The sequence below is a fragment of the Curtobacterium sp. PhB172 genome (genome assembly GCF_003752545.1).
Taxonomy (GTDB): Bacteria; Actinomycetota; Actinomycetes; order Actinomycetales; family Microbacteriaceae; genus Curtobacterium.
Window position 1 is genome coordinate 172,248 of record NZ_RKIF01000005.1, and the last position, 25,118, is coordinate 197,365.

At 67.7% G+C, this 25,118-nt stretch carries 20 protein-coding genes and 3 tRNA genes; 9 read left to right on the forward strand and 14 right to left on the reverse strand.

Translation table 11 applies throughout. The features are described 5' to 3' along the window. Positions 1–180: 180 nt before the first annotated feature. Positions 181–267: transfer RNA gene (locus EDF42_RS01795), tRNA-Leu, on the reverse strand. An 86-nt stretch (positions 268–353) separates the two neighbouring features. On the opposite strand from EDF42_RS01795, the gene EDF42_RS01800 reads away from it, so the two are divergent. The 7 genes from EDF42_RS01800 to pknB all read left to right on the forward strand — a co-directional run bounded on the left by EDF42_RS01800 (position 354) and on the right by pknB (position 9,506). Continuing rightward, on the forward strand, positions 354–1,034 hold the full coding sequence (locus EDF42_RS01800) for a DUF3662 and FHA domain-containing protein (protein ID WP_123292929.1): 681 nt from the start codon (positions 354–356) through the stop codon (positions 1,032–1,034). Next, a complete protein-coding gene (locus EDF42_RS01805) occupies positions 1,031–1,582 on the forward strand; it encodes an FHA domain-containing protein (RefSeq protein WP_123339313.1) in 552 nt (183 codons plus the stop codon). Before EDF42_RS01800 ends, EDF42_RS01805 begins: the two co-directional genes overlap by 4 nt. A 6-nt stretch (positions 1,583–1,588) precedes the next feature. Beyond that, on the forward strand, positions 1,589–2,947 hold the full coding sequence (locus tag EDF42_RS01810; protein WP_123339314.1) for a Stp1/IreP family PP2C-type Ser/Thr phosphatase: 1,359 nt from the start codon (positions 1,589–1,591) through the stop codon (positions 2,945–2,947). Then, positions 2,944–4,386: an FtsW/RodA/SpoVE family cell cycle protein gene (locus EDF42_RS01815; RefSeq protein WP_123339315.1), complete on the forward strand. Its 1,443-nt coding sequence runs from the start codon at positions 2,944–2,946 to the stop codon at positions 4,384–4,386. Before EDF42_RS01810 ends, EDF42_RS01815 begins: the two co-directional genes overlap by 4 nt. Next, positions 4,383–5,837, forward strand: a complete 1,455-nt coding sequence (locus EDF42_RS01820; RefSeq protein WP_123339316.1) for a penicillin-binding protein 2 — start codon at positions 4,383–4,385, stop codon at positions 5,835–5,837. The genes EDF42_RS01815 and EDF42_RS01820 overlap by 4 nt, the downstream gene beginning before the upstream one ends. Continuing rightward, positions 5,834–7,582, forward strand: coding sequence for a serine/threonine-protein kinase (locus EDF42_RS01825; RefSeq protein ID WP_123671299.1), 1,749 nt, complete (start codon positions 5,834–5,836; stop codon positions 7,580–7,582). Before EDF42_RS01820 ends, EDF42_RS01825 begins: the two co-directional genes overlap by 4 nt. A gap of 127 nt (positions 7,583–7,709) precedes the next feature. Continuing rightward, positions 7,710–9,506 (forward strand): Stk1 family PASTA domain-containing Ser/Thr kinase, encoded by a 1,797-nt coding sequence (gene pknB, locus EDF42_RS01830; RefSeq protein ID WP_260234982.1) that lies wholly within the window; start codon positions 7,710–7,712, stop codon positions 9,504–9,506. A gap of 117 nt (positions 9,507–9,623) precedes the next feature. Here the strand turns inward: pknB and EDF42_RS01835 are convergent, their stop codons facing one another. Next, positions 9,624–10,268 (reverse strand): aminodeoxychorismate/anthranilate synthase component II, encoded by a 645-nt coding sequence (locus tag EDF42_RS01835; protein ID WP_123339319.1) that lies wholly within the window; start codon positions 10,266–10,268, stop codon positions 9,624–9,626. An 81-nt stretch (positions 10,269–10,349) separates the two neighbouring features. Between EDF42_RS01835 and EDF42_RS01840 the strand changes: the two genes are divergently transcribed. Further along, positions 10,350–10,604: a cell division protein CrgA gene (locus tag EDF42_RS01840; RefSeq protein ID WP_123339320.1), complete on the forward strand. Its 255-nt coding sequence runs from the start codon at positions 10,350–10,352 to the stop codon at positions 10,602–10,604. 444 nt (positions 10,605–11,048) lie between these two features. On the opposite strand, the gene EDF42_RS01845 is transcribed toward EDF42_RS01840, so the two are convergent. Next, positions 11,049–11,903, reverse strand: coding sequence for a rhomboid family intramembrane serine protease (locus tag EDF42_RS01845; RefSeq protein ID WP_123671301.1), 855 nt, complete (start codon positions 11,901–11,903; stop codon positions 11,049–11,051). Positions 11,904–11,910: 7 nt separating this feature from the next. Next, on the reverse strand, positions 11,911–12,450 hold the full coding sequence (locus EDF42_RS01850; RefSeq protein ID WP_111083688.1) for a peptidylprolyl isomerase: 540 nt from the start codon (positions 12,448–12,450) through the stop codon (positions 11,911–11,913). Positions 12,451–12,567: 117 nt separating this feature from the next. Between EDF42_RS01850 and EDF42_RS01855 the strand changes: the two genes are divergently transcribed. Further along, complete coding sequence (locus tag EDF42_RS01855; protein WP_123339322.1) at positions 12,568–13,143, forward strand: hypothetical protein; 576 nt, start codon at positions 12,568–12,570, stop codon at positions 13,141–13,143. A gap of 399 nt (positions 13,144–13,542) precedes the next feature. Here the strand turns inward: EDF42_RS01855 and EDF42_RS01860 are convergent. From EDF42_RS01860 to dnaA, 10 genes are all read right to left on the reverse strand, one after another. Then, positions 13,543–13,615 (reverse strand) — tRNA-Ala (locus EDF42_RS01860). A 55-nt stretch (positions 13,616–13,670) separates the two neighbouring features. Continuing rightward, positions 13,671–13,747 (reverse strand) — tRNA-Ile (locus EDF42_RS01865). A 75-nt stretch (positions 13,748–13,822) separates the two neighbouring features. Next, a complete protein-coding gene (locus EDF42_RS01870; RefSeq protein WP_027466922.1) occupies positions 13,823–14,230 on the reverse strand; it encodes a DUF3566 domain-containing protein in 408 nt (135 codons plus the stop codon). Continuing rightward, entirely contained in the window at positions 14,223–16,880 is a 2,658-nt protein-coding gene (gene gyrA, locus EDF42_RS01875) for a DNA gyrase subunit A (protein ID WP_216834274.1), read from the reverse strand. Before gyrA ends, EDF42_RS01870 begins: the two co-directional genes overlap by 8 nt. A 126-nt stretch (positions 16,881–17,006) precedes the next feature. After that, on the reverse strand, positions 17,007–19,010 hold the full coding sequence (gene gyrB / locus EDF42_RS01880; RefSeq protein ID WP_123292937.1) for a DNA topoisomerase (ATP-hydrolyzing) subunit B: 2,004 nt from the start codon (positions 19,008–19,010) through the stop codon (positions 17,007–17,009). Positions 19,011–19,143: 133 nt separating this feature from the next. Next, a complete protein-coding gene (locus EDF42_RS01885) occupies positions 19,144–19,644 on the reverse strand; it encodes a DUF721 domain-containing protein (protein ID WP_111083686.1) in 501 nt (166 codons plus the stop codon). Then, complete coding sequence (gene recF / locus EDF42_RS01890) at positions 19,644–20,954, reverse strand: DNA replication/repair protein RecF (protein ID WP_123671302.1); 1,311 nt, start codon at positions 20,952–20,954, stop codon at positions 19,644–19,646. Before recF ends, EDF42_RS01885 begins: the two co-directional genes overlap by 1 nt. A 31-nt stretch (positions 20,955–20,985) precedes the next feature. Beyond that, entirely contained in the window at positions 20,986–21,873 is an 888-nt protein-coding gene (gnd, locus tag EDF42_RS01895) for a phosphogluconate dehydrogenase (NAD(+)-dependent, decarboxylating) (RefSeq protein WP_123292939.1), read from the reverse strand. A gap of 70 nt (positions 21,874–21,943) precedes the next feature. Further along, positions 21,944–23,089 (reverse strand): DNA polymerase III subunit beta, encoded by a 1,146-nt coding sequence (dnaN, locus tag EDF42_RS01900; RefSeq protein WP_111083683.1) that lies wholly within the window; start codon positions 23,087–23,089, stop codon positions 21,944–21,946. A gap of 407 nt (positions 23,090–23,496) precedes the next feature. Beyond that, the gene (dnaA, locus tag EDF42_RS01905) at positions 23,497–24,951 is read right to left on the reverse strand and encodes a chromosomal replication initiator protein DnaA (protein ID WP_111083682.1); all 1,455 of its coding nucleotides are present in this window, start codon (positions 24,949–24,951) and stop codon (positions 23,497–23,499) included. Positions 24,952–25,118: the final 167 nt, after the last annotated feature.

Sequence of the window (25,118 nt, forward strand, 5' to 3'; positions counted from 1 at the left end):
ACCCGACCACGGGTTCTCCGGACCCGGCGTGTCGGGGTCGAGCCGCGCCTCCTGGCCGGATCCCGACCACGCGACGGACGCCGATCGGACCTGATCCGCCATCCGGCGACGGCCGCTCCGGGACGCCCCGGAAGAAACACGAAAGGCCCCGGATTCCTCCGGGGCCTTTCGCTGTTTGCCTGGTGCGCGAGGGGGGACTTGAACCCCCACGCCGTTTCCAGCACACGGACCTGAACCGTGCGCGTCTACCAATTCCGCCACTCGCGCCAGCCCCAAAACACTACCACGCACAGACTGCCCCCTGCGCCAACCACTACCATGCAGTGGTTGACGACCGACGACTCTGGAGACACATGGGCCTGCTGGACAACTTCGAGCGAGGGCTGGAGCGCGCCGTGAACGGCGCGTTCGCGAAGACCTTCCGCTCCGGTGTGCAGCCGGTCGAGATCTCCAGCGCCCTGCGCCGCGAGCTCGACACGAAGGCCGCCGTGGTGTCGCGAGAGCGCATCCTGGTGCCGAACGAGTTCACCGTGCGCCTCGCGCCGCCGGACTTCACGCGCATGAACGACGTCGGTCGTCCGCTCATCGACGAACTCACGCAGATGGCCCACCAGCACGCCGTCGCGCAGAACTACTCGTTCTCCGGACCGGTCACCATCCGGCTGCAGCAGGACGGCACGTTGTCGACGGGCATCCTGCAGATCGACTCCACCACGGTGCAGCGCGACGTCGCCTGGATCGCCGTGCTCGACATCGGCTCGCAGCGCCACCGCCTGCAGCGCGGACGCACCGTGATCGGCCGTGGCAGTGACGCCGACATCACCATCGCGGACACCGGGACGAGCCGGAAGCACGTCGAGGTCCTGTGGGACGGCAAGCACGCCCAGGCCACGGATCTGGGCTCGACGAACGGCTCGAAGCTGAACGGACAGCACTTCCAACAGGCGATCGTGGAGCCGGACTCCACCATCGAGATCGGTCGTACCCGTATGGTGTTCCGGGTGATCCCGGAGAACGACGGAGGTGCTCGATGACCACAGGCCTGACCCTGCTCGTCCTGCGCTTCGCGTTCCTCGCGGTGCTCTGGCTGTTCGTCTTCGTGATCGTCTTCGCCCTGCGCAGTGATCTCTTCGGCCAGCGCGTGCGCACGATCCCCACGGATTCCAAGTCGGCTCCCTCCGGACCGACGACCCCGACGATCCCCGCAGCGGCGGCGCCGGCAGCGGCCTCGGGTGGAGCGTTCACCGACCTGATCGGGCAACCGACCCAGGCGACGCAGTCCGCATCGCCAGCCGCGACCCGCCTCGTGATCACCGAGGGCGCGCGTGAGGGCATGGAGATGCCGCTCGGCGGCGGACCGATCACGATCGGTCGCTCCAGCGAGTCCAACGTCGTGATCCGCGACGACTACACCTCGACCAACCACGCCCGGCTCGACCTGCGCACCGACGGCTGGCTCCTCACCGACCTCGAGTCCACGAACGGCACCTTCGTCAACGGTCAGAAGGTGAGCGCTCCCCTGATCGTCGCGGAGCGCACGCCGATCACGATCGGGACGACGACGTTCGAGCTGCGGCGGTAACCCGGCATGACCGCTCGCACGTTGAGCGCCGCTGTGTCCCACGTGGGCCGCATCCGCGCGAACAACCAGGACTCCGGCTACGCCGGGGCGCACCTGTTCGCGGTCGCGGACGGCATGGGTGGGCACGCCGGCGGCGACGTCGCCTCGGCGATCGCAATCCGGCGCATCAGGGAGGTGGACCGCGAGTTCCCCTCGGCCCACGACGCCGAGTTCGCGCTGCAGTCGGCACTGATCGCCGCGAACCAGCTCATCACCGAGACGGTCTTCGAGCACCAGGAACTGACCGGCATGGGCACCACGGTGTCCGCGATGATCCGGGTCGGCGACCAGATCGCGATCGCCCACATCGGTGACTCGCGCATCTACCGCCACCGCGACGGTGAACTGCAGCAGATCACGTCGGACCACACCTTCGTGCAGCGCCTGGTCGACAGCGGCCGGATCACCCCGGAAGAAGCCGCGGTCCACCCCCGTCGCTCGGTGCTCATGCGGGTGCTCGGCGACGTCGATGCGGCACCCGAGGTCGACACCGCGATCATGGACATCCAGCCGGGCGACCGCTGGCTGCTGTGCTCCGACGGCCTGTCGTCGTACCTGGCCGAAGAGCGCATCCGGCACGCGCTGGCGTCGAACATGGACGCCAACCAGGTCACGCAGCGCCTGGTCAAGGAGACCCTCGACCACGGCGCCCCCGACAACGTCACCGTCGTCGTCATGGACGTCACCGCGGACGAGGTCGACGACGACGACGACGCGGCCACCACCGTCGGGTCCGCGGCCGCTCCCCTGACCTTCGAGGCGTCGACCGGCCGCAAGCCGATCCGCCTCCCCACGATCCTGCTGCACCCGCTCAAGGTCACCACGGCTCCAGAGGACTCGCACTTCGAGCCCGAATCCGACCAGTTCTTCGCGGAGCTGATCGCCGAGGACCGCCGACGCCGCATCCGACGTCGGGTCTCGTGGACGGTCGCGCTCGTGGTGGCGGTCGCTGCCCTGGTCGGGGCCGTGTTCCTCGGCTGGCGGATCACCCAGGACCACTACTACGTCGGCACCGACCGCGGCACGGTCGCGATCTACAAGGGCGTCCAGCAGTCGATCGGACCACTGGCGCTGTCGGACGTCTACGAGGACACCGACATCACCGTGTCGATGCTCCCGGACTACACCCGCGAGAACGTCCGCTCGACGATCAACGCGCAGTCGCTCGACGACGCGCGGGACATCGTCGACCGACTGCGCAAGGCCGCCGAGACCGGGCAGGACCAAGCCGGTACCGGCGGTGACGGCGGATCCACCTCGTCACCCTCGCCGTCACCGACCCGGTCGTCGACGCCCTCCCCGTCCCCGACCCGGGGCTCGCGATGAGCAACGCCACCGCCCAGTCGTTCACGCAGGCGATCACGATCAAGCTCCGTGAACCCGCACGTGCTCGGAACCTCGAGCTCGTGCTGCTGGTCATCGCCTGCGGCATCTGCGCCGGCGCGATGGTGCTCGTGCAGCTCGGCACCAAGGGGCGACTGTTCGACACCTCGGTGCTGTGGGTCGGCGGGGGCATCCTCGGGCTGGGGCTCGTGATGCACGTCGTGCTGCGGGTCGTCGCCAAGAACGCCGACCCGTTCGTCCTGCCGATCGCACTCGTCCTGAACGGCATCGGCATCGCGGAGATCTACCGCATCGACGTCCACAACGGCCTGACCGGCTGGGACGCCATCGGTGTGAAGCAGATCGTCTGGACGATGCTCGCGATGGTCCTGGCGATCATCACGCTGCTGCTGGTGCGGAACCACCGGTTCCTGCAGCGGTACCGCTACATCTTCATGTTCCTGACGATCGCGCTGCTGCTGCTGCCGATCCTGCCCGGCATCGGTCAGAACATCGGTGGCGCACGGGTCTGGATCAAGATCGGACCGTTCTCGTTCCAGCCGGGCGAACTCGCGAAGATCACCATGGCGCTGTTCTTCGCCGGGTACCTCGTCACCGCGCGCGACTCACTGTCGATCGTCGGCAAGAAGTTCCTCGGCATGACGTTCCCGCGTGCCCGCGACCTCGGCCCGATCCTGGTGATGTGGGGCGCCGCGATGGCGGTCCTCGTCTTCCAGCGCGACCTCGGCACGGCGCTGCTGTACTTCGGCCTGTTCCTCGTGATGATCTACGTCGCGACCGCGCGGATCAGCTGGGTCGTCATCGGTCTAGCGCTGTTCGTCGGTGGTGCCCTCGTCGCGCAGAGCGCCCTCGAGTACGTGCACGGCCGCTTCGAGCAGTGGCTCGACCCGTTCAACCAAGAGGTCTTCAGCCGCGACACCCAGGCGAGCTACCAGCTCGTGCAGGGGCTCTTCGGCTTCGCGAACGGCGGCATCACCGGCACCGGCCTCGGCCAGGGGCGCCCGTACATCACACCCGTCGCCAACGCCGACTACATCATCGCCTCGCTCGGCGAAGAGCTCGGCCTGATCGGCGTCTTCGCGATCCTGGCGCTCTTCATCGTGCTGGCCTCGCGCGGCATCCGCGTCGGGTTCATGGCACAGGACGACTTCGGCAAGCTCCTCGGCGTCGGCTTCGGCTTCGTGATCGCCCTGCAGGTGTTCGTCGTCGTCGGTGGCATCACCCGCGTGATCCCGGTGACCGGCCTGACCACACCGTTCATGGCCGCGGGTGGTTCCTCGCTCATCGCCAACTGGATCATCGCCGCGATGCTGCTGCGACTCACCGATTCCATCCCAGCCGAACAACGCGTCCAGCAGGGCGCGATCCCCGCCGCGAGCGGGCGGTCCGCGCGCGCGACCAGGAAGGAGCGTCGTCGATGAACCGACAGCTCCGCGGTGTCTCGACCGTCATCGTGCTCATGTTCGTCGCACTCTTCGTGTCGACGACCTCGATCCAGTTCTTCTCGGCTGACACGCTCCGCGCCGACTCCCGCAACTCACGCACCATCTTGGACAGTTACTCGACCAAGCGCGGTGCGATCCTCGTCGACGGCAGCCCGATCGCCGAGTCGACCCCGGTGGACGACCAGTACGAGTACCAGCGCAAGTACACGAACGGGGACCTGTACTCCGCCGTCACCGGGTACTTCACCATCGGCCAGGGCAACACCGGCATCGAGAGCGCGGAGAACACCGTGCTGTCCGGCAACTCGGACGCCTCGTTCTTCCAGAACCTCAACTCGATCCTCACCGGCCAGGACGTCCAGGGCGACAACGTCAACCTGACGATCGACCCCGCCGTGCAGCAGGCCGCGTACGACGCCCTCGGCACGAACAGCGGCGCCGTCGTCGCCGTCCAGCCGAAGACCGGCAAGATCCTCGCGATGGTCTCGAAGCCGAGCTACGACCCGAACACCCTCACCTCGCACGACACCGCGAAGGTCAAGGAGCAGTACGACGCCCTGCTCGGCGCCTCGTCGTCCCCGCTGCAGAACCGCGCGATCGGCGGCGACCTGTACACGCCCGGATCCGTCTTCAAGCTCGTCGTCGCATCGGCGGCGCTCGAGGGCGGCAAGTACAACCTCGACTCGACGTTCCCGAACCCGTCACGCCTGCAGCTCCCCGGCACGAGCTCGTACATCAACAACGCCGAGGGTGGCACCTGCGGCGGTGGCGACAAGGTCAAGCTCCGCACGGCCATCCAGTACTCGTGCAACATCCCGTTCGCCGAACTCGGGCAGAAGCTCGGGTACGACGCGATCAAGAGCATGGCCGACAAGTACGGCTTCGGTGACGCCATCGAGGTCCCGATGTCCGCCACCGCCAGCCAGTACCCCGAGGTCGACTCCACGGCGCAGCTCATGCTCAGCGCGTTCGGGCAGGCGAGCGTCCGGGTGTCCCCGCTGCAGATGGCCATGGTGTCGGCTGGCATCGCGAACGGTGGCAAGGTCATGCAGCCCTCGCTCATCGACTCGATCACCACGAGCGACCTGAAGACGGTCGAGTCCTTCTCCCCGAGGCAGTACAGTGATCCGCTGTCGTCCTCCGAGTCCGCTGACCTCACCGAGGCCATGCAGAGCGTCGTGAACGCCGGGACCGGAACGAATGCCAAGATCGACGGTGTCGACGTCGCAGGGAAGACGGGCACGGCCGAGGGCGGAACAGGCGATCCCTACACGCTCTGGTTCACCGGGTTCGCGCCCGCGAAGGACCCGGAGGTCGCCGTGGCGGTCGTCGTCGGAGACGGCGGCGGGCTCGGTCAGTCGGGAGTCGGCAACACGGTCGCGGCCCCGGTCGCGAAGAAAGTCATGGAGGCGGTGCTGAACAAATGAGACCCACCAGCGGACTCACCTTCGGTGGGCGGTACCAGCTCTCGTCCCGGGTCGCCATCGGCGGCATGGGAGAGGTGTGGCAGGCCACCGACCTCGTCATCGGCCGAACCGTCGCACTCAAGATCCTCAAGGACGAGTACCTCGGCGACCCCGGGTTCCTCGAGCGCTTCCGCGCCGAGGCCCGCCACGCTGCGCTCGTCAACCACGAGGGCATCGCCAACGTCTTCGACTACGGTGAAGAGGACGGCAGCGCCTACCTCGTGATGGAGCTCGTCCCCGGCGAAGCACTGTCGACCATGATAGAGCGCGAGCACACGCTGCCCGTCGACAAGGTCCTGGACATCGTCGCGCAGACCGCGAACGCCCTGCAGGCCGCACACGCGGTCGGTCTCGTGCACCGTGACATCAAGCCCGGCAACCTGCTCATCACGCCGGACGGCCGCGTCAAGATCACCGACTTCGGCATCGCGCGCATCGCCGATCAGGTCCCGCTCACCGCGACCGGCCAGGTCATGGGCACCGTGCAGTACCTCTCGCCCGAGCAGGCGAGCGGGCACCCGGCGTCGCCGTCGACCGACATCTACTCGCTCGGCATCGTCGCGTACGAGGCCCTCGCGGGTCGTCGTCCCTTCACGGGTGAGTCGCAGGTCGCGATCGCGATGGCGCACATCAACGAGCAGCCGCCGGCGTTGCCCGGGGACATCCCCGAGCCCGTCGCTGCCCTCGTGATCTCGTGCATCGCGAAGAAGCCCGCCGATCGTCCCGCCACCGCCGCCAACCTGGCGCGCGCCGCACAGGCGCTCCGCCGTGGTGACGTCGCAGCGGCCACCGTCGCCGTCCCCGCCATCGCGCAGGGTGGCACCGTCGCGTTCAACCCGCCGCAGGGCCAGGGGAACGACGCCGCCACGGCACTGCTCGGCACACAGTCCGCCGCGGCAGCCGCGGGCGCCGGCGGACCCGGCGCACCGGTGTCCCCGTCGAACGACGAGGCCGAGGAGCCGAAGAAGAAGCGCGCCTGGATCTGGTGGGTCGTCGGGATCGTCGTGGTGCTCGCGATCGCCGGTGTCGTCGGCGCCTTCGCACTGAACGGTGCGGCTGAGCCGGAGCCGACCCCGACGAAGTCCTCGAGCAGCCCGAAGCCGACCCGTTCGCAGACGCCGCCCCCGACACCGACCACACCGGCCCGCGTGACGGTGTCGCAGGCCGACTACGTCGGCATGCAGGCGACCGATGCCCAGGCGAAGCTGCAGCAGCTCGGGCTCGAGGCCACGATCGTCGACGGCGACCCGGCGGCGAACGCCGGACAGGTCGGCACCGTGCAGTCGCTCGACCCCACCGGCAACCTCGAACCGGGATCGCTGGTGACCATCAAGGCGTACACCGAGGTGGCGACGGTCACGACCGCACCCGACGCCCCGACGGCCGGCACGGTCTCGTCGGACGGCAAGGTGACGTTCTCGTGGAACGCGTTCACGGCATGCCCCGCCGGCCACTCCCTGAGCGGCTACACGTACACGATCAACAACGGCACCGACGCGAAGAACCAGTCGACCGGGACGGTCACGAACACCTCCATCGAGGTCACGGGGAAGGACCCGGGCACGATCTCGCTCTCGTACACGGCGGAGTGCGGTGACCTGACGTCGCCGAGCTCGTCGACCACGAGTGCGACGTGGGAGGCCGACCCGGAGCCGACGACCGACCCGACCGAGGGCATCAACCCCAGCCAGGGACCGCAGGACTGACCGCGAACGTCCCCCGGACGGGGGCTGTCGACACCGTTCGGTAACGGTTCGGTCGACCCGTCCGTGGCCAGCGTCTCACCAGGTCGGGCTGCCGTACACTAGCCCGGACCGACAGACGGAGGAGTACGTGCCAGAAGGTGTGACCGCGGGGATCACGCTCCTCGCGAACCGTTACGAGATCGGTGACGTCATCGGTCGAGGCGGCATGGCCACCGTGCACCTCGGTAACGACACGCGTCTCGGTCGCAAGGTCGCGGTGAAGCTGCTGAAGCCGAGCCTGGCCAACGACCCGGCCTTCCGCACACGGTTCCGGCAAGAGGCCCAGGCGGCCGCACGCATGGCGCACCCGACCGTGGTCCGGGTCTACGACGCCGGCGAGGAGACCGTGACGGAGACGTCCGGCGCCGAGGTGCAGGTCCCCTTCATCGTCATGGAGTACGTCGAGGGCCGGCCGCTCTCCGACATCATCGCCGAGGGCGCGGTCGCCCCGGACGAGGCCGTGCGCATCACCGAGGGCATCCTCACGGCCCTCGAGTACTCGCACCGTGCCGGCGTCGTGCACCGCGACATCAAGCCCGCCAACGTCATGGTGACCCACACCGGCCAGGTGAAGGTCATGGACTTCGGCATCGCGCGCGCGATCACCGACACCTCGGCCACGGTCGCGCAGACCACCTCGATCCTCGGGACCGCGTCGTACTTCTCGCCGGAGCAGGCACGCGGCGAGACCGTCGACCCCCGCACCGACATCTACTCGACCGGTGTCGTGCTCTTCGAACTCCTCACCGGACGACCGCCCTTCCTCGGGGACACCCCCGTCGCCGTCGCCTACCAGCACGTCAGCGAGCACCCGGTTGCACCGTCGTCGATCACCCCGGCGGTCTCACCGGCGCTCGACGCCGTGACCCTGCACGCACTCGTCAAGGACCGCACCCGGCGCTTCCAGAACGCCGCCGAGTTCCGCACCGACCTGCAGCAGGCCGCCGCTGGTCGCGTGCCGACGTCCACCAAGAAGCTCCAGCAGAACGCGGCGAACGACGCATCGACCGTGTTGTTCGGGGTCGACCCGCGCACCACGTCGAACCCGGCCGCAGCCTTCCGCGAGCTCGACGACGACACCGCTGAACACCGACCGCAGCGCACCCAGAACCGGCCGCCCGTGGCGTGGATCTGGGTCGGCATCCTGCTGACGGTCGCGGTCATCGTGGGCGTGGTGTTCTTCGTCGCGAACCTGCAGCCGGGCAAGCCCCCGGTGTCGTCCTCGGTGAGTGTGCCGAACGTGGCCGGGTCGACCTTCGACGCCGCGAAGGCAGCCCTCGCCAAGCGCGACCTGACGGCCGTCAAGGTCGAGGAGAACTCCGACGACGTCGCCAAGGGCACCGTCATCCGGACCGACCCCGGCTCCGGCATCAACGTCGGACGGAGCCAGAGCGTGGACGTCGTCGTGTCGCTCGGCCCGGCACCCGTCGCGATCCCCCAGTTGAGCGGTCAGACACAGTCGGCTGCGCAGCAGGCCCTCGACGCCGCCGGGTTCCAGCTCGGCGCGATCAGCTCGGACTACTCGTCGGACGTCCCGGCGGGGACCGTCCTGAGCTCCGACCCCGAGACGGGTTCGATGCAGGCCAAGGGTTCCGTGGTGAACCTCACGATCTCCAATGGCAAGGTGCAGCTGCCGGACGTCACCAACCAGCAGTACGCCGACGCCAAGGCCGCGCTGGAGCAACTCGGTCTCACCGTCACCCCCGCGCCCACGAACTCGTGCACCGGCGGTGCGGTCACGCAGCAGGACACCCCGCAGGGCGACGTCGACCAGGGCAGCTCGGTCGCCCTGACCTACTGCGCTGCGCCGGCTCAGCCCTCGCAGGCACCGCCCGCCAACGGTGACGACGGCGACGAGAAGGACGGCGGCGACGACGGTCGCTGACCGGCGTGACCGGTCTGGAGGGACGGCGCACCGCCGCCACGCACCGCAGCTCCCACGCGCGGACGGTTCACGAGCCCCACACGACGCCGTCGTGTCGGCACGCGGACTGCAGCCTGGTCAGGCGCGGTGCGTCGCGATGAGCGGACCCAGACCGGCAGCGTGCTCCGCTGCACCCGACAGGCCCGTGGTCTCGAGCCAGTTGCCGACCATGCGGTAGCCGCCCTCGGTCAGCACGGACTCGGGGTGGAACTGCACGCCGTACACCGGGTGCGCGCGGTGCTGCACGCCCATGATGACGCCACCGCCGGTACGCGCCGTCACGGTGAGCTCGTCGGGCACCGTGCCGTCGACGATCGCGAGGGAGTGGTAGCGCGTCGCCGTGAACGGGTGCGGGACCCCGGCGAACAGCACGCTGTCGTCGTGGTCGACTTGCGAGGTCTTGCCGTGCATGAGCTCGTCCGCGTGCGTGACGGTGGCGCCGAGGGCTTCCGCGATCGCCTGGTGCCCGAGGCAGACCCCGAGCAGCGGAGTGCCGGACGCGATCGCCGCGTGCACCGTGGGGATGGAGACACCGGCGTCCGCGGGAGTCCCCGGGCCGGGCGAGAGCAGCACGCCGTCGTACTCGGCGATGCGGTCGGCGATCTCCGACTCGGGGAAGGCATCGTTCCGCACCACGTCGGTCTCGGCCCCGAGCTGCTGGACGTAGCCGTTCAGCGTGTAGACGAAGCTGTCGTAGTTGTCGACGACGAGGATCCTGGTCATGGCGGTTCACCGTACTCGTGGGGGATGTGTGCAGCGGTCTGCGGGCCGATCCACACACGTGGTCACGGTAGGATACCGGCCATGGCCAGTGACAAGGACCGCACCAAGCCCGCCCGGAAGACCCGAGCCGACTCGGTCGACACCGCCGGGGACGCCCCGAACCCGGTGTGGTTCAAGCCGGTCATGTTCGGCTTCATGATCATCGGCCTCGTCTGGGTGATCGTCTTCTACATCTCGAACGCCACGCTGCCCGTGCCGAGCCTTGGTTCGTGGAACATCCTGGTCGGCTTCGGCATCATGTTCATCGGCTTCCTCATGACCACCCGCTGGCGCTGATCCACAGTCGCGAGACTCTCTGACGCCCGTCGCACCAGTTGGTGCGGCGGGCGTTGTCGTTGTCCACAGGACTTCCGGCCCCTGGTACCCAGATCATCGAGGATCCGGGTGGTTGTCCACACTTCTCCACACTCTCCACATCGTCATCCACACCCGGACCCCGGAGTTATCCACAGCTGAGTCCACAATGGGGATAATCACACGCGTGTAACTCACCGCTTTCTCCACACCTGTGGATAACTCGGCGAGGGCCTTGTGGACGAGCGCATGTCGCGCCCGAGTCGCGTGCCGACGGCGGACGGGAGGCCCGTGGCGAGCCGGCACCGTGCCTCCCGTCCGCCTGGTGGTCGCGGAACGGACGGCTGCCGGCAGCGATGGCCCGGGAACACCGAACGCCCCGCCGCGGAGGCGACGGGGCGTTCGGGGACGTGTGACCGGACCGTGTCAGCCGATGGTGACCGCGTACCCGACTGCGGTGAGGGCGATACCCACCAGTGCGGAGGCGACGAGCAGGCCGATCTGTAGCGGCCGCTGCCGGATGTTCCGGGTCTTGGCGAACACGAAGCCCACCAGGAAGCCACCGATGATGCCACCGACATGCGCCTGCCACGAGATGTTCGTCCCCGGGAGGAACCCGACGACCAGGTTGAGGCCCATGATCACCAGGAGCTGGACGGCGTTCTGACCGAGGCTCCGCTGCAGGACGAAGAACGCCGCGAAGAGCCCGAAGATCGCGCCGGACGCCCCGACCACCCAGGTGCCGGGGGCGAGGAACGTGACGAGCATCGAACCGAAGATCCCGGTGATGAAGTACAGCGCCACGAACCGCCACGCACCGAGCATGTTCTCGAGCATCCGGCCGAAGATCCACAGCGCCCACATGTTGAACAGGATGTGGAGGATGCCCGAGTGGACGAAGAGCACGGTCACGACCCGCCACGGCTGCGTGGGCAGCAGCAGCGAGTTGTAGGCGAGCAGGCTGGTGAAGAAGCCCCCACTGACCTGGTCCAGCAGCCAGATGGCGACCGTGATCGCCACGATGACGACCGTCGCCTTCTGGTCGAGCATCGCGAAGCGCCGTCGCGCGACCGTCAGCCCACTGGGGGCTCCGGACGCGCGACGGTTCGCCGCGAACTGTGCGCGCTGCTCACGCACGCACTCCGGGCAGTGCACCCCGACTGCCGCCGGCGTCTGGCACTCCGGGCAGATCGTCCGCCCACAGCGCTGGCAGAGCACGAAGCTCTGCCGGTCCGGATGCCGGTAGCAGGTGTTGTTCGGGTTGTACGCCTGGTCGGTCACGTGAGGATCAGACGCCTTCGACGTCGATGCTCTGGATGACCACGTCCTCGACGGGCTTGTCACGGCCGTCGGTGGGGACACCCTCGATGGCGTCGACAACGGCACGCGACTCGTCGTCGGCGACCTCACCGAAGATGGTGTGCTTGCCCTGCAGCCACGGCGTCGCCACCGTGGTGATGAAGAACTGCGAGCCGTTGGTGCCACGGCCACCCTGGATGCCGGCGTTGGCCATGGCGAAGATGTAGGGGTTCTGGAACGTGAGCTCGGGGGAGATCTCGTCGTCGAAGCGGTAGCCCGGGCCACCGATGCCCTGGCCGAGCGGGTCCCCGCCCTGGATCATGAAGTCCTTGATGATGCGGTGGAAGACGACGCCGTCGTAGAGCTTGTCGGTGGAGACCTTGCCCGTACCCGGGTGGGTCCACTCCTGCTTGCCCGTGGCGAGGTCGACGAAGTTCTTGACGGTCTTCGGTGCGTGGTTGCCGAACAGGTTGACGCGGATGTCGCCCTTGTTGGTGTGGATCGTTGCGACAGCGGTGTGCAGAGACATGTTCCGATTCTCGCATGTAGCGGCTGCGTACGGACCGCACCCACAGGTGAGGCTCCGTGACCTGTCAGGGACTCTGGTGGCAGGATGGGTGTCACGCCGATCCGATGGAGGTACCAGATGACGACGATCGAGATCCCGCGCAAGCGTCGGAAGCAGATCAAGAAGCTCAAGGGCCAGACCGCCTCGCTCCTCGGAGAGCAGCGCAAGGTCCTCGAGCACGCGAACGCGATCCTGGCGGAAGCCCGGTCGAACGCAGCCGACGCAGCCCGCAAGGACATCGCCCCCCGTGTGCAGAACGCGATCGACAACGGGATCCGTCCCGCGGTCGCAACGGGCGTGCACGCTGCGACGTCCGCAGCACACAGCGCTTCGCACAAGTTCCAGTCCGAGGTCATCCCCGGGCTGGTGTCGACCGCTGGCTCTGTGCTCAGCGTCACCGACCTCGCGAAGGACCCCCGGGTCAAGAAGATCGTGAAGAACGCCCAGAAGAAGGGCAAGAAGGCGAAGAAGGCTGCTGCGAAGTACGTACCGTCGCAGCAGAAGAAGGGCATCGGCTTCGGTGGTGTCGCACTCATCATCGTCGGCGTCGTCGCCGTTGCTGGTGCTGCGTACGCCGCGTACCAGACGCTCCGCGCCGACGACGACCTGTGGGTTGCCGACGACGCTGACACGGCGGAGAAGCCTGCCGCCTGACCTCCACGGTTCGTACGAAGGGCCCCGGCACTCCGCCGGGGCCCTTCGTCGTCTCCGGGTGCAGCGCTGCGACGACGCGCGGTGTTCCCGTGTCCGGTACCGCGCGGACGCGCCCGTCGGCCGACGCCGAGGTTCCACGACATGCCGCACGTTGCCCGCCGAGGTTCCACGGGCGGCCCCTGGAGCGCCCGAGATGCCAAGATTTCGGAACCTCGGCGCCGCGAGACGTCGGCGCACCGGCACCCGCCCGACCCGAGCACGCACGCACGCACGACGAACGCTCGACGTCTCACGGAGCCGGCCATCGCGGAGCGGCCAGTGCCGAAGGCACGAGGCCAGCACGGCGGAACGATCCGGCGGAGAGTGGAACGACCGCAGCAGGGTCATCCCGGAGTGGAGTGGAGCCTGGGAGAATCGAACTCCCGACATCCTGCTTGCAAAGCAGGCGCTCTACCAACTGAGCTAAGGCCCCGGGTGCCACCGAGGTGATCGGTGGCGGGATGGAATTGTCGTGTGTTCCGAAGAACTGGTGGGGCTACAAGGACTTGAACCTTGGACCTCTTCGTTATCAGCGAAGCGCTCTAACCGCCTGAGCTATAGCCCCTCAGACCGGATGAAAGCCTACCCCACGGATCTCGCAGAACGAAATCGAGCGATCGGCTCACCCGGCCCGGGTGTGTCAGTTGTTCGTGAAGCCGACGAGCAAGCCGCCGGTGATGCGAACACTGAGGTTGTAGAGGACGCTCACGATGGCGCCGAGCACGGTGCCGACGACCACGTTGAGGATGCCCACGACGATGGAGAACCCGAGCACCTGACCCAGTGAGAACTGGTCCATGATCGAGTAACTGTTCTGACCGGTGACGTCCTTCAACAAGGCGTCCACCTGCGTGAACACGCCCGTCTGGTTGAGGATGACCCACACCAGCGCCGTGGCGACCACGATCACGATGCTGCCGGCCAGGGCGATGAGGAAGCTGAGCTTCACCATCGACCAGAAGTCGACGTAGACCAGCCGCAGCCGCACTTGGCGGGTGCCGACGGGTCGCTTCGCCTTCTTCTGGAGCTTCTCGGCGACACTACTCATTGCTTGACTGGTCCTCTCCGGCCTCGTCCGCGACGGGCTCGGTGTCGATGGGATCAGTGGAGTCCGGGGCCGCTTCGGAAGGGCTGACCGTCTCCACCGGGCCCGCTGGCTCGATCTCGGCGTCGTCCTGGTCGACCAGGTTCCGCTCGGTGTTCTGGGCCACTGCGATGATCTTGTCGTTCGCCGCGAACCTGGCGAAGACGACACCCATGGTGTCGCGACCCTTGGCAGGGACCTCGGCCACGGCAGACCTTACCACCTTGCCCGATTGCAGCACGACGAGCACTTCGTCGTCCTCACCGACGATGAGAGCACCCACAAGGTCGCCTCGGTCGGTCGCCAACTTCGCCACCTTGATGCCGAGACCACCGCGTCCCTGGATGCGGTACTGGTCGACGGCGGTGCGCTTGGCGTACCCGCCCTCGGTCATCACCCAGACGAAGCCGTCGTCCGCCACCACGCGTGCGGCCAGGAGCGAGTCGCCGTCGCGGAAGGACATGCCCTTCACACCGGAGGTCGACCGACCCATCGGCCGCAGGGTGTCGTTCGTCGCGGTGAACCGGAGCGACATGCCCTGTCGGGAGACGAGCAGCAGGTCGTCGTGCTCGTCGACGAGCAGCGCCTGCCGGAGCTTGTCGCCGTCGCGCAGGTTGATCGCGATGATGCCTCCGGTGCGGTTGGTGTCGTACTCGGTGAGCGCGGTCTTCTTCACCAGCCCGTGCTCGGTCGCGAGGACGAGGTACTGCGCGACCTCGTAGTCACGGATGTCGAGCACCTGCTGGATCTGCTCGTCCGGCTGCATCGCGAGCAGGTTCGCCACGTGCTGGCCCTTGGCGTCGCGGCCGGCTTCCTGCAGCTCGTACGCCTTGGCGCGGTAGACCCGGCCCTGGTCGGTGAGGAACAGCAGCCAGTGGTGCGTCGTCGTGACGAAGAAGTGCTCGACGATGTCGTCCGCGCGGAGCTGGGCGCCACGGACACCACGGCCACCGCGGTGCTGCGAGCGGTACTGGTCGCTGCGCGTGCGCTTGACGTACCCGCCGCGGGTGATGGTGACGACCATCTCCTCTTCGGGGATGAGGTCTTCCATCGACATGTCGCCGTCGTAGCCGAGCATGATCTCGGTGCGGCGGTCGTCGCCGAAGCGGTCGACGATCTCCTCGAGCTCGTCGCGGATGATCGTGCGCTGCCGGGTCTCCGACGCCAGGATGTCCTGGAAGTCGGCGATCTTGCGCTCGAGCTCTTCGGCCTCGTCGTGGATCTTCTGGCGCTCGAGCGCGGCCAGTCGACGGAGCTGGAGCTCGAGGATCGCGCGCGCCTGGATCTCGTCGACGGACAGCAGGTCCATCAGGCCGGAGCGGGCCTCTTCGACGTCGGGCGAACGACGGATGAGCGCGATGACCTCGTCGAGGGCGTCGAGCGCTGCGAGGTAGCCGCGCAGGATGTGCGCGCGCTTCTCGGCCTCGCGCAGGCGGAACTGGGTGCGGCGGACGATGACGTCGACCTGGTGCGCGACCCACGCCGAGATGAACCCGTCGAGCGGCAGGGTGCGGGGCACACCGTCGACGATCGCGAGCATGTTCGCGCCGAAGTTCTCCTGCAGCTGCGTGTGCTTGTACAGGTTGTTCAGCACGACCTTGGCGACGGCGTCGCGCTTGAGCACGATCACGAGGCGCTGGCCGGTGCGACCAGAGGTCTCGTCGCGGATGTCCGCGACGCCGGCCAGCTTGCCGTCCTTGACCAGGTCGGCGATCTTGATCGCGAGGTTGTCCGGGTTGACCTGGTACGGCAGCTCGGTGACGACGAGGCAGGTGCGACCCTGGATCTCCTCGACGTTGACGACGGCGCGCATCGTGATCGAACCACGACCGGTGAGGTAGGCGTCCTGGATGCCCTTGGTGCCGAGGATCTGCGCACCGGTCGGGAAGTCGGGCCCCTTGATGCGCTGCATGAGCGCGGCGAGGAGCTCTTCGCGCGTCGCCTCGGGGTTGTCGAGCGCCCACTTCGCGCCCTCGGCCACCTCGCGCAGGTTGTGCGGCGGGATGTTCGTCGCCATGCCGACCGCGATGCCGACCGAGCCGTTGACGAGCAGGTTCGGGAACCGTGCCGGCAGGATCGCCGGCTCCTGGGTCCGACCGTCGTAGTTGTCCTGGAAGTCGACGGTGTCCTCGTCGATGTCCCGGACCATCTCCATGGCGAGCGGCGCCATCTTGGTCTCGGTGTACCGCGGCGCTGCTGCGCCGTCGTTGCCCGGCGAGCCGAAGTTGCCCTGGCCGAGTGCGAGCGGGTAGCGCAGCGACCACGGCTGCACCAGACGGACCAGCGCGTCGTAGATCGCCGAGTCACCGTGCGGGTGGAACTGCCCCATGACGTCACCGACGACGCGGGAGCACTTCGAGAACGCGCGGTCCGGACGGTAGCCGCCGTCGAACATCGCGTAGATCACGCGGCGGTGCACCGGCTTCAGGCCGTCGCGGACCTCGGGCAGCGCACGGCCGACGATGACCGACATCGCGTAGTCGAGGTAGGAACGCTGCATCTCGAGCTGCAGGTCGACCTGCGAGATGCGGTCACCGGAGACGACGATGTCCCCGCTGTCGCCGTGGACGATCTCGGGCTGCTCGTCGGGGGCGTTCTCGTTGTCGTCAGCCATTGGCTTGCGTTACCTTTCTGACGGCCGGGAGGCCGTGGTGACGTTCGTCGCGGTGGACGCGACCACAGGTGGTCCGGACCAGAGCGCGCGGCTGGCACCGCGCCTCCAGGCCAGGGTCGAGACTGTTCAGATGTCCAAGAAGCGGACGTCCTTGGCGTTCTGCTGGATGAACTGGCGACGTGCGTCGACGTCTTCACCCATCAGCGTCGAGAAGGTGCTGTCCACCGCGGCGGCGTCCTCGAGCGTGACCTGCAGGAGCGTGCGGGTGTCCGGGTTCATCGTGGTGTCCCAGAGCTCCTTGTAGTCCATCTCGCCGAGGCCCTTGTAGCGCTGGATGCCGTTGTCCTTCGGGATCCGCTTGCCGGCGGCGATGCCCGACTGCATCAGGGCGTCGCGCTCGCGGTCGCTGAACACGTACTCGTGTGCGGCGTTCGACCACTTCAGGCGGTACAGCGGCGGCTGCGCGAGGTACACGTAGCCGCGCTCGATGAGCGGCCGCATGTAGCGGAACAGCAGGGTCAGCAGCAGCGTGGTGATGTGCTGGCCGTCGACGTCGGCATCGGCCATCAGCACGATCTTGTGGTACCGGGCCTTGTCCGGGTCGAAGTCCTCGCCGATGCCGGCGCCGAACGCCGTGATCATCGACTGGATCTCCTGGTTGGCGAGCGCGCGGTCGAGCCGCGCCTTCTCGACGTTCAGGATCTTGCCGCGCAGGGGCAGGATCGCCTGGGTCATCGGGTTGCGGCCCTGCACGGCGGAACCGCCGGCGGAGTCGCCCTCGACCATGAAGATCTCCGACAGGGTCGGGTCCTTCGACTGGCAGTCCTTCAGCTTGCCGGGCATGCCACCCGACTCGAGCAGCCCCTTGCGGCGCGTGGTCTCGCGGGCCTTGCGGGCCGCGAGCCGTGCCTGCGACGCCTGGATCGCCTTGCGGACGACGTCGCGGGCCTGGGTCGGGTTGCTCTCGAACCAGTGCGTGAGCTCGGCGCCGACGACGCGCTGCACGAAGCCCTTCGCCTCGGTGTTGCCGAGTTTCGTCTTCGTCTGGCCCTCGAACTGCGGTTCGCCGAGCTTCACGGAGATGACGGCCGTCAGTCCTTCACGGATGTCGTCACCCGTCAGGTTGTCGTCCTTCTCCTTGATGATCTTCGTCTCGCGCGCGTACTTGTTCACCAGGTACGTCAGCGCCGCGCGGAAGCCCTCTTCGTGGGTGCCGCCCTCGTGCGTGTTGATCGTGTTCGCGAAGGTGTGGACGCTCTCCTGGTACGAGGTGTTCCACTGCATCGCGACCTCGAGCGCGATCTTGCGCTCGGTGTCCTCGGACTCGAAGCCGATGACGTCCGGGTGGACGAGGTCGGCCTTCTTCTGCGCGTTGATGTACTCGACGTAGTCGGCGAGACCACGCTCGTACATGAAGGAGTCGTTCCGCGCCTCTTCGCCTTCTTCCGGAGTGCGCTCGTCGCGCAGGTTGATCCGCAGGCCCTTGTTGAGGAAGGCCATCTGCTGGAACCGGGTGCGCAGGGTCTCGTAGTCGAAGACGACGGTCTCGAAGATCTCGGCGTTCGGCCAGAAGGTGATCGTGGTGCCGTGCTCGTCGGACGGTTCGTCCTTGGTCAGCGGTGCGACCGGGACGCCGTCGGTGTAGCTCTGGCGCCAGACGTGGCCCTGCTGTCGGACCTCGACGTCGAGCTCGGAGCTCAGCGCGTTCACGACGGAGGAACCGACACCGTGCAGACCACCGGACACCGCGTACGCGCCGCCGCCGAACTTGCCGCCGGCGTGCAGGACGGTCAGGACGACCTGGACGGTCGAGACGCCCTCGGCCGCGTGGATGCCGACCGGGATGCCACGGCCGTTGTCGACCACGCGGACACCGCCGTCTTCACGGATGGTGACGTCGATGGTGTCGCAGTACCCGGCGAGGGCTTCGTCGACGGAGTTGTCGACGATCTCCTGGACCAGGTGGTGCAGACCGCGGGGCCCCGTCGAACCGATGTACATACCGGGACGCTTGCGGACCGCCTCGAGCCCCTCGAGCACCTGAATCTGGTCTGCTCCGTAGGACGGTTCGCTCTGCGGGGTCTCCGCGTCGAGCGGGTTCTGCGGGTCGTCTTCAGATTCTGATGCCATGTCGAGCGTGCTCCTGCCTGCGCGCGGAACGCCCGCGCACTGCACCTCCCAGTCTACCGCAGAGGCCCCTCTTTCGAGGGCTCATCCGGCCCACAGGCGGGCTTTTTTGGCACCACAGGATGATTTCGTCGGCTCAACCGTAGGTGTCGCGAGGACCGCGCCCCTGGACCGTCCTGGGGCCGCGTTTCCAGGTGGGGACGTCCGGCCCTGAAACCCGGATCGACTCCACCCCGGCTTCCGGGTGCCGCTCGGCGATGGTCGTCGTGACACTGGCACGCATGAGACGGAGCTGGGTCGCCCAGGCGGTCGAGTCACACCGGATGACCAGCGCACCGTCGTCGATGGTGACCGGGGTGGAGTGCTTCGCGAGTTCCTCACCGACGACGCTCGGCCAGTCCACGAACAGCTCCGAGCGGGCCAGGGGTTCGGTCCACCCGAGCTCGTTGGCCAGGGATCCGACGACGTCGCCGAGCCCTCGGGGTTCACGGCCGCGGCCGTAGGGGACGGTGTCGGCGTCGAACTCGCGGGAGCGACGGCGGCGGGCATCCACCCCGCGCTTCGAGGGGTCGCCGAAGACGGCACGGAGGTGCCGGTACAGCCGCGACGGCTCGGTCGGCTTCCACGGGCGGGGCATCAGGCGTCGGCTTCCGGCGGGGTCGCGTCGGTGTCGTCCATCGCGTCGGTGTCGTCCGTCGCGTCGGTGTCGTCCGTCGCGTCGGTGTCGTCCGTCGCTTCGGTCGCGTCCGTGTTCGACCTGGAGGCCCGGCTGGCGTCCGCCTCGTCGGTCACGATCGTGCCCGCCTCGATCCGCACCGTGTGCGCGGCCAGCTGTGAGGGGACGTCGCCGAACACCGCTGCCGTGATGAGGACCTGCTCGTAGTCGGCCACGGCGTTCCCGAGGCGCTCACGTCGAGACTCGTCGAGTTCGGCGAACACGTCATCGAGGATGATGATCGGGTCACCGAGGTTCGACTCGGCCCGCAGGATCGACGCGCTCGCCAGCTGGATCGCGAGCGCGAACGACCAGGACTCTCCGTGACTGGCGTACCCGCGGGCCGGTAACCCGTTGAGCTGGAACAGAACGTCATCCCGGTGCGGCCCGACGAGGGTCAGCCCGCGGTCGAGCTCGTCGCGACGACGACGCTCGAGGGCAGCCGCGAACGCCTCGGCTGCGGCGGTCACGCTCACCGGCTCGTCGGGGGTACCGAGGACCGGATCCGTCGCGGCGGCGGCCTCCGGGTCGCCGCCACGGATCGAGAGCACACCGGCGATCGAGGCATCGTGGTCCTCGCCCGCGACGGTGGCGTACGCCTCGGCGACGAACGGTGCGAGCCGGCGGGTCAGGTGGTCGCGCGCGGCGACGATCTCTGCACCGAGTCCGACCAGGCGGTCGTCCCAGACGTCGAGCGTCGACAGCGCGTTGGCCTTGGCGCCGGTGGCACGGGCCGACTTGAGCAGGGTGTTCCGCTGGCGGAGCGTGCGGTCGTAGTCGGCCAGCACCCCCTGCATCCGCGGTGCGATCTGGCCGAGCAGCTCGTCGAGCATGCGTCGCCGACCGGCCGGTTCGCCACGGACCAGGGCGAGGTCCTCGGGAGCGAAGAGGACGGAGGTGCAGTAGCGGGGGAGTTCCCGGGGCTTGATCGCCGACCGGTTCACCTGCGCACGGTTCGCTCCGGTGCGGTTGATCTGCACCTCGGCGAGGATGCTGCGGTCCTCGTGCGCCAGGCGGGCCCGGACGATCGCGGCGTCGCAACCCTGGCGGACGAGCGCGGCATCCGTCGGGACCCGGTGGGACCCGAGCGTCGACAGGTAGCCGATCGCCTCGACCAGGTTGGTCTTGCCCTGTCCGTTCCGCCCGACGAACAGGTTCGGCCCGCGTGCGAGGTCGACGTCCGCCTCCCGGTAGTTCCGGAAGTCGGTGAGTTGGAGATGGTCGACGTGCACGCGGGCCGAGTCCGGGTTTCCCCGGGTGGTCCTAGGACTTCTTGACGGCGTGACCGCCGAACTGGTTGCGGAGCGCCGCGACGGCCTTCATCGTCGGGGACGCGCTGCCCTGACGCGAGACGAAGCGCGCGAAGATCGACGCCGAGAGCGCCGGCATCGGAACGGCGAGCTCGATGCCCTCTTCCAGCGTCCAACGGCCCTCGCCCGAGTCCTCGACGTAGCCCTCGAGCTCGTCGAGCTTCGGGTCTTCGTTGAGGGCCAGGACCATGAGGTCGAGCAGCCAGGAACGGACGACCGTCCCGCGCTGCCACCCGGCGAACACGGCGGGGACGTCGGTGATCAGGTCCTTGGCCTCGAGGAGCTCGTAGCCCTCGCCGTAGGCCTGCATGATCGCGTACTCGATGCCGTTGTGGACCATCTTGGCGTAGTGCCCCGCGCCGATCGGACCGGCGTGCGAGAAGCCCTCTTCGCGGGGGCCCTCGGGGCGCAGTGCGTCGAAGACCGGCATGGCGAACTCGACGTCCTTGACGTCACCGCCGACCATGAGGCCGTAGCCGTTGTCCTTGCCCCACACGCCGCCGGAGACACCGGCGTCCATGTAGCGGATGCCGCGCGCACCGAGCTGCTCGGCGTGCGTGGTGTCGTCGAGCCACTTCGAGTTGCCACCGTCGATGACGAGGTCGCCCTCGTTCAGGACGCCGGCGAGCTCGGTGATGACGTCGTCGGTGATCTTGCCGTGCGGCACCATCACCCAGACGAGTCGCTGACCCTCGGGCAGGGCGCCCGCCAGGTCTGCGAGGCTCGCGACGTCGGAGACGGCGGGGTTCGCGTCGTAACCGGTGACCTCGATCCCTGCGTTGCGGAGACGGGCACGCATGTTGTTGCCCATGCGACCAAGGCCGACAAGACCGATGTGCATGATTTCCTCTTCTGTTTCGTCGTCGCGCTGAGGCCGCAGCTGGTGCGTCAGCGCAGTGTTCCTGTTGCGCCTATCGCAGCAGCAGGTTGGGCTGCAGCAGGTACCGGTATCCATCGGTCGCGGCAGCCTCTTGCGAAGTCTGGCCGGTGATCAGCACCGGGCCCGGCTTGTTGGGGTTCTCCGTCTTGGTGAAGGAGATGCGGACGAACTCGGAGTGCACCGCGTTCAGTCCGTCGAGGAGGAAGGCGGGCTTCAGCGAGACCACCGTTTCCTCTCCGGTCAGCAACGCACTGATCGACTCTGACGCCTGCGCTTGTTCGGATCCGATCGCCTCGAGCGTGAGCCCGTCGACCGTGAAGGAGAACCGGAGCGCTGCTTCGCGCTCCAGGACGAGTGAGACCCGTCGGACGGCTTCGACCAGTTCCGCGGTGTTGATCACCGCGTGGTCGTTGACGTTCTCGGGGAAGAGCCGGCGGACCGGCGGGTAGTTGCCCTTGATGAGCAGGGAGGTGACCGTCTTGTCGTCGGCGTGGAACGCGATGAGCTCACGATCCGAGTTGCCGCTGATCGAGACGGAGACGGTGGACGCCGACCCGAAGGTGCGACCGACCTCCTGCAGGGTGCGGGCGGGGACGAGAGCGTGCAACGGGTCCGAGCCGACGCGGCCGGAATCCCACGCGATGGTGCGGACGGCCACGCGGTACCGGTCCGTGGCGATGAGCGACAGGTCGTTGTCACCGACCTCGAGCTGGACACCGGTGATGACGGGGGTGACGTCGTCGCGGCTCGCGGCGACGGCGACCTGCGACACGGCCTCGGAGAAGGCATCGCCGGGGATGACACCGGTCTGCGGACCGATCTCGGGCAGCGTCGGGTACTCCTCGACCGGCATGGACAGCAGCGTGAAGTGCGCCGATCCGCAGGAGACCGAGATCTTGGAGTCCTCGGTCGTGAAGGTCACCGGGGCGTTCGGCAGTCGGCTCGCGATGTCGTTCAGCAGGCGACCGCTGACCAGGACCGTGCCCGGGTCGTCGATCTGCGCCGAGATGGACGTCTGCGCCGAGACCTCGTAGTCGAATGACGAGAGCGTCAGACGATCGCCGTCGGCGTGGATCAGGACGCCCGACAGGATCGGGAGGGTCGTGCGCTGTGGGAGGAGTTTCACCGCGAAGGAGACGGCTTCGGAGAAGACGTCCCGGTTGACCTCGAACTTCACAGCTGGAACCCCTGTCGATCGGCTTGGACTGTCCGGCCGCCCCATTCTGGCACAGGCGGACGTGGGCCGGATTTCTTGTCATCCCCCCGTCCACAAGGTTGTCCCGCGGAGATGGATCGTTAACCAGGAGTAATGGTGTTAACGCCTGTGCACACTGTGGATAACCCTGTGCATGCCGCTCGGCCGTAGGGAACTACACGGTTGTGACTTGTGGGCGGTCTGTGGGTGACGTCGGGATGAATGAATCTCATCTATCCACTTCCATCCCCAGTTTCCACAGGGGGCCCCCTCGCTGTGAACAACCGGGCGGCGTGTCCTCCACAGTTATCCACAGGCTATCCACACTGTGAGAACTCCGGCCCATGGAACCGTCTCAGATGGTGGATGCGCCCGGAGATGTACCGATCTCAGCGGTAGCGGCGGTCCTGCTTGATGCGGCTCGTGAGCTCGGTGACCTGGTTGTAGATCGACCGTCGCTCCTTCATGAGCTCGGTGATCTTCTTGTTCGCGTACATGACCGTGGTGTGGTCGCGGTTGCCGAACAGCTGCCCGATCTTCGGGAGCGACAGGCTCGTGAGCTCGCGGCACAGGTACATCGCGATCTGTCGCGCGGTGGCGATCGCCTGCGAACGGGACGAGCCGTACAGGTCGTCGACGGAGAGCTTGAAGTACTCCGCGGTGTGGTTGATGATGTCCGTCGGCGCGACGACGTTGTCCTCGTCGAGGGTGATCAGGTCCTTCAGGACGGTCTGCACCAGGGCCATGTCGACCGCCGTCCGGTTCAGGCTCGCGAACGCCGTGACGCGGATGAGCGTCCCCTCGAGCTCCCGGATGTTGCTCGACACCTTCGACGCCATGAACTCGAGGATGTCGTCCGGCACCTGCAGGTGGTCGGACTGCGCCTTCTTGCGGAGGATCGCGATGCGCGTCTCGAGCTCCGGCGCCTGCACGTCGGTGATCAGACCCCACTCGAAGCGCGACCGCATGCGGTCCTCGAAGCCGGTCAGGTGCTTCGGTGCGACGTCGGACGTGATGACGACCTGCTTGTTGTGGTCGTGCAGCGTGTTGAACGTGTGGAAGAAGGCCTCCTGCGTGGAGTCCTTCCCCTGCAGGAACTGGATGTCGTCGATCAGCAGGATGTCGATGTCGCGGTAGCGCTGCTGGAACTGGTTCGACCGGTTGTTCGCGATCGAGTTGATGAAGTCGTTGGTGAACTCCTCGCTCGACACGTACCGGACGCGGATCCCCGGGTAGAGGCTCTCGGCGTAGTGCCCGATGGCGTGGAGCAGGTGGGTCTTGCCCAGTCCGGAGTCGCCGTAGATGAAGAGTGGGTTGTAGGCCTTCGCCGGAGCCTCGGCCACAGCGACCGCTGCGGCGTGGGCGAAGCGGTTCGACGAGCCGATGACGAAGTTGTCGAAGTTGTACTTCGGGTTCAGCCTCGACTCGGGGCGGCCGCTCGTGCCCGGGGAGTCGATCTGGCTCGGCACGAAGGGTGCTTCGATGTACTGGCGGGGTGCAGCGCTCTGCTCCACCGCTTCCTGGACGGGTTCGGCGTACTCCGGCACGTTCGGGTCGACGCGCGGTTCGGACGCCATGTCCGGGTTCACCGTGATGGCGAAGTTCGCGACCGAGTCGTCACCGATGCGGGCGACGGCCTCGGTGATCGGGATGCGGATCCGCTGCTCGAGCATGCCGCGGGTCAGGTCGTTGGGGACCTCGAGGTACAGGGTGCCGGCGAGGACGCCCTTCGGTTCGACCAGGTTGAGGAACCCGTGGAGCTGGGGCGTGATGCGGGGGTCTTCGCTGAGGATTCCGAGTACGGATGACCAGAGGTCCTCGACGGGGTCGGCCGGCATCGTCATGTCGCGCTCGTCTCCAGGTGTGTGTCGTGCGTTCGGTGCCGGACCGGGGTGCGTCCTGCTGGGTCGGACGTGCCGGAGTGCCGCGGGGTGTGGCACTCAGCGGACCGTGTCGTGCGCCGGCGGTTCGTCGGGGTCTCGGGGGCTTCGTCGACGCCTCGTACCGCGCG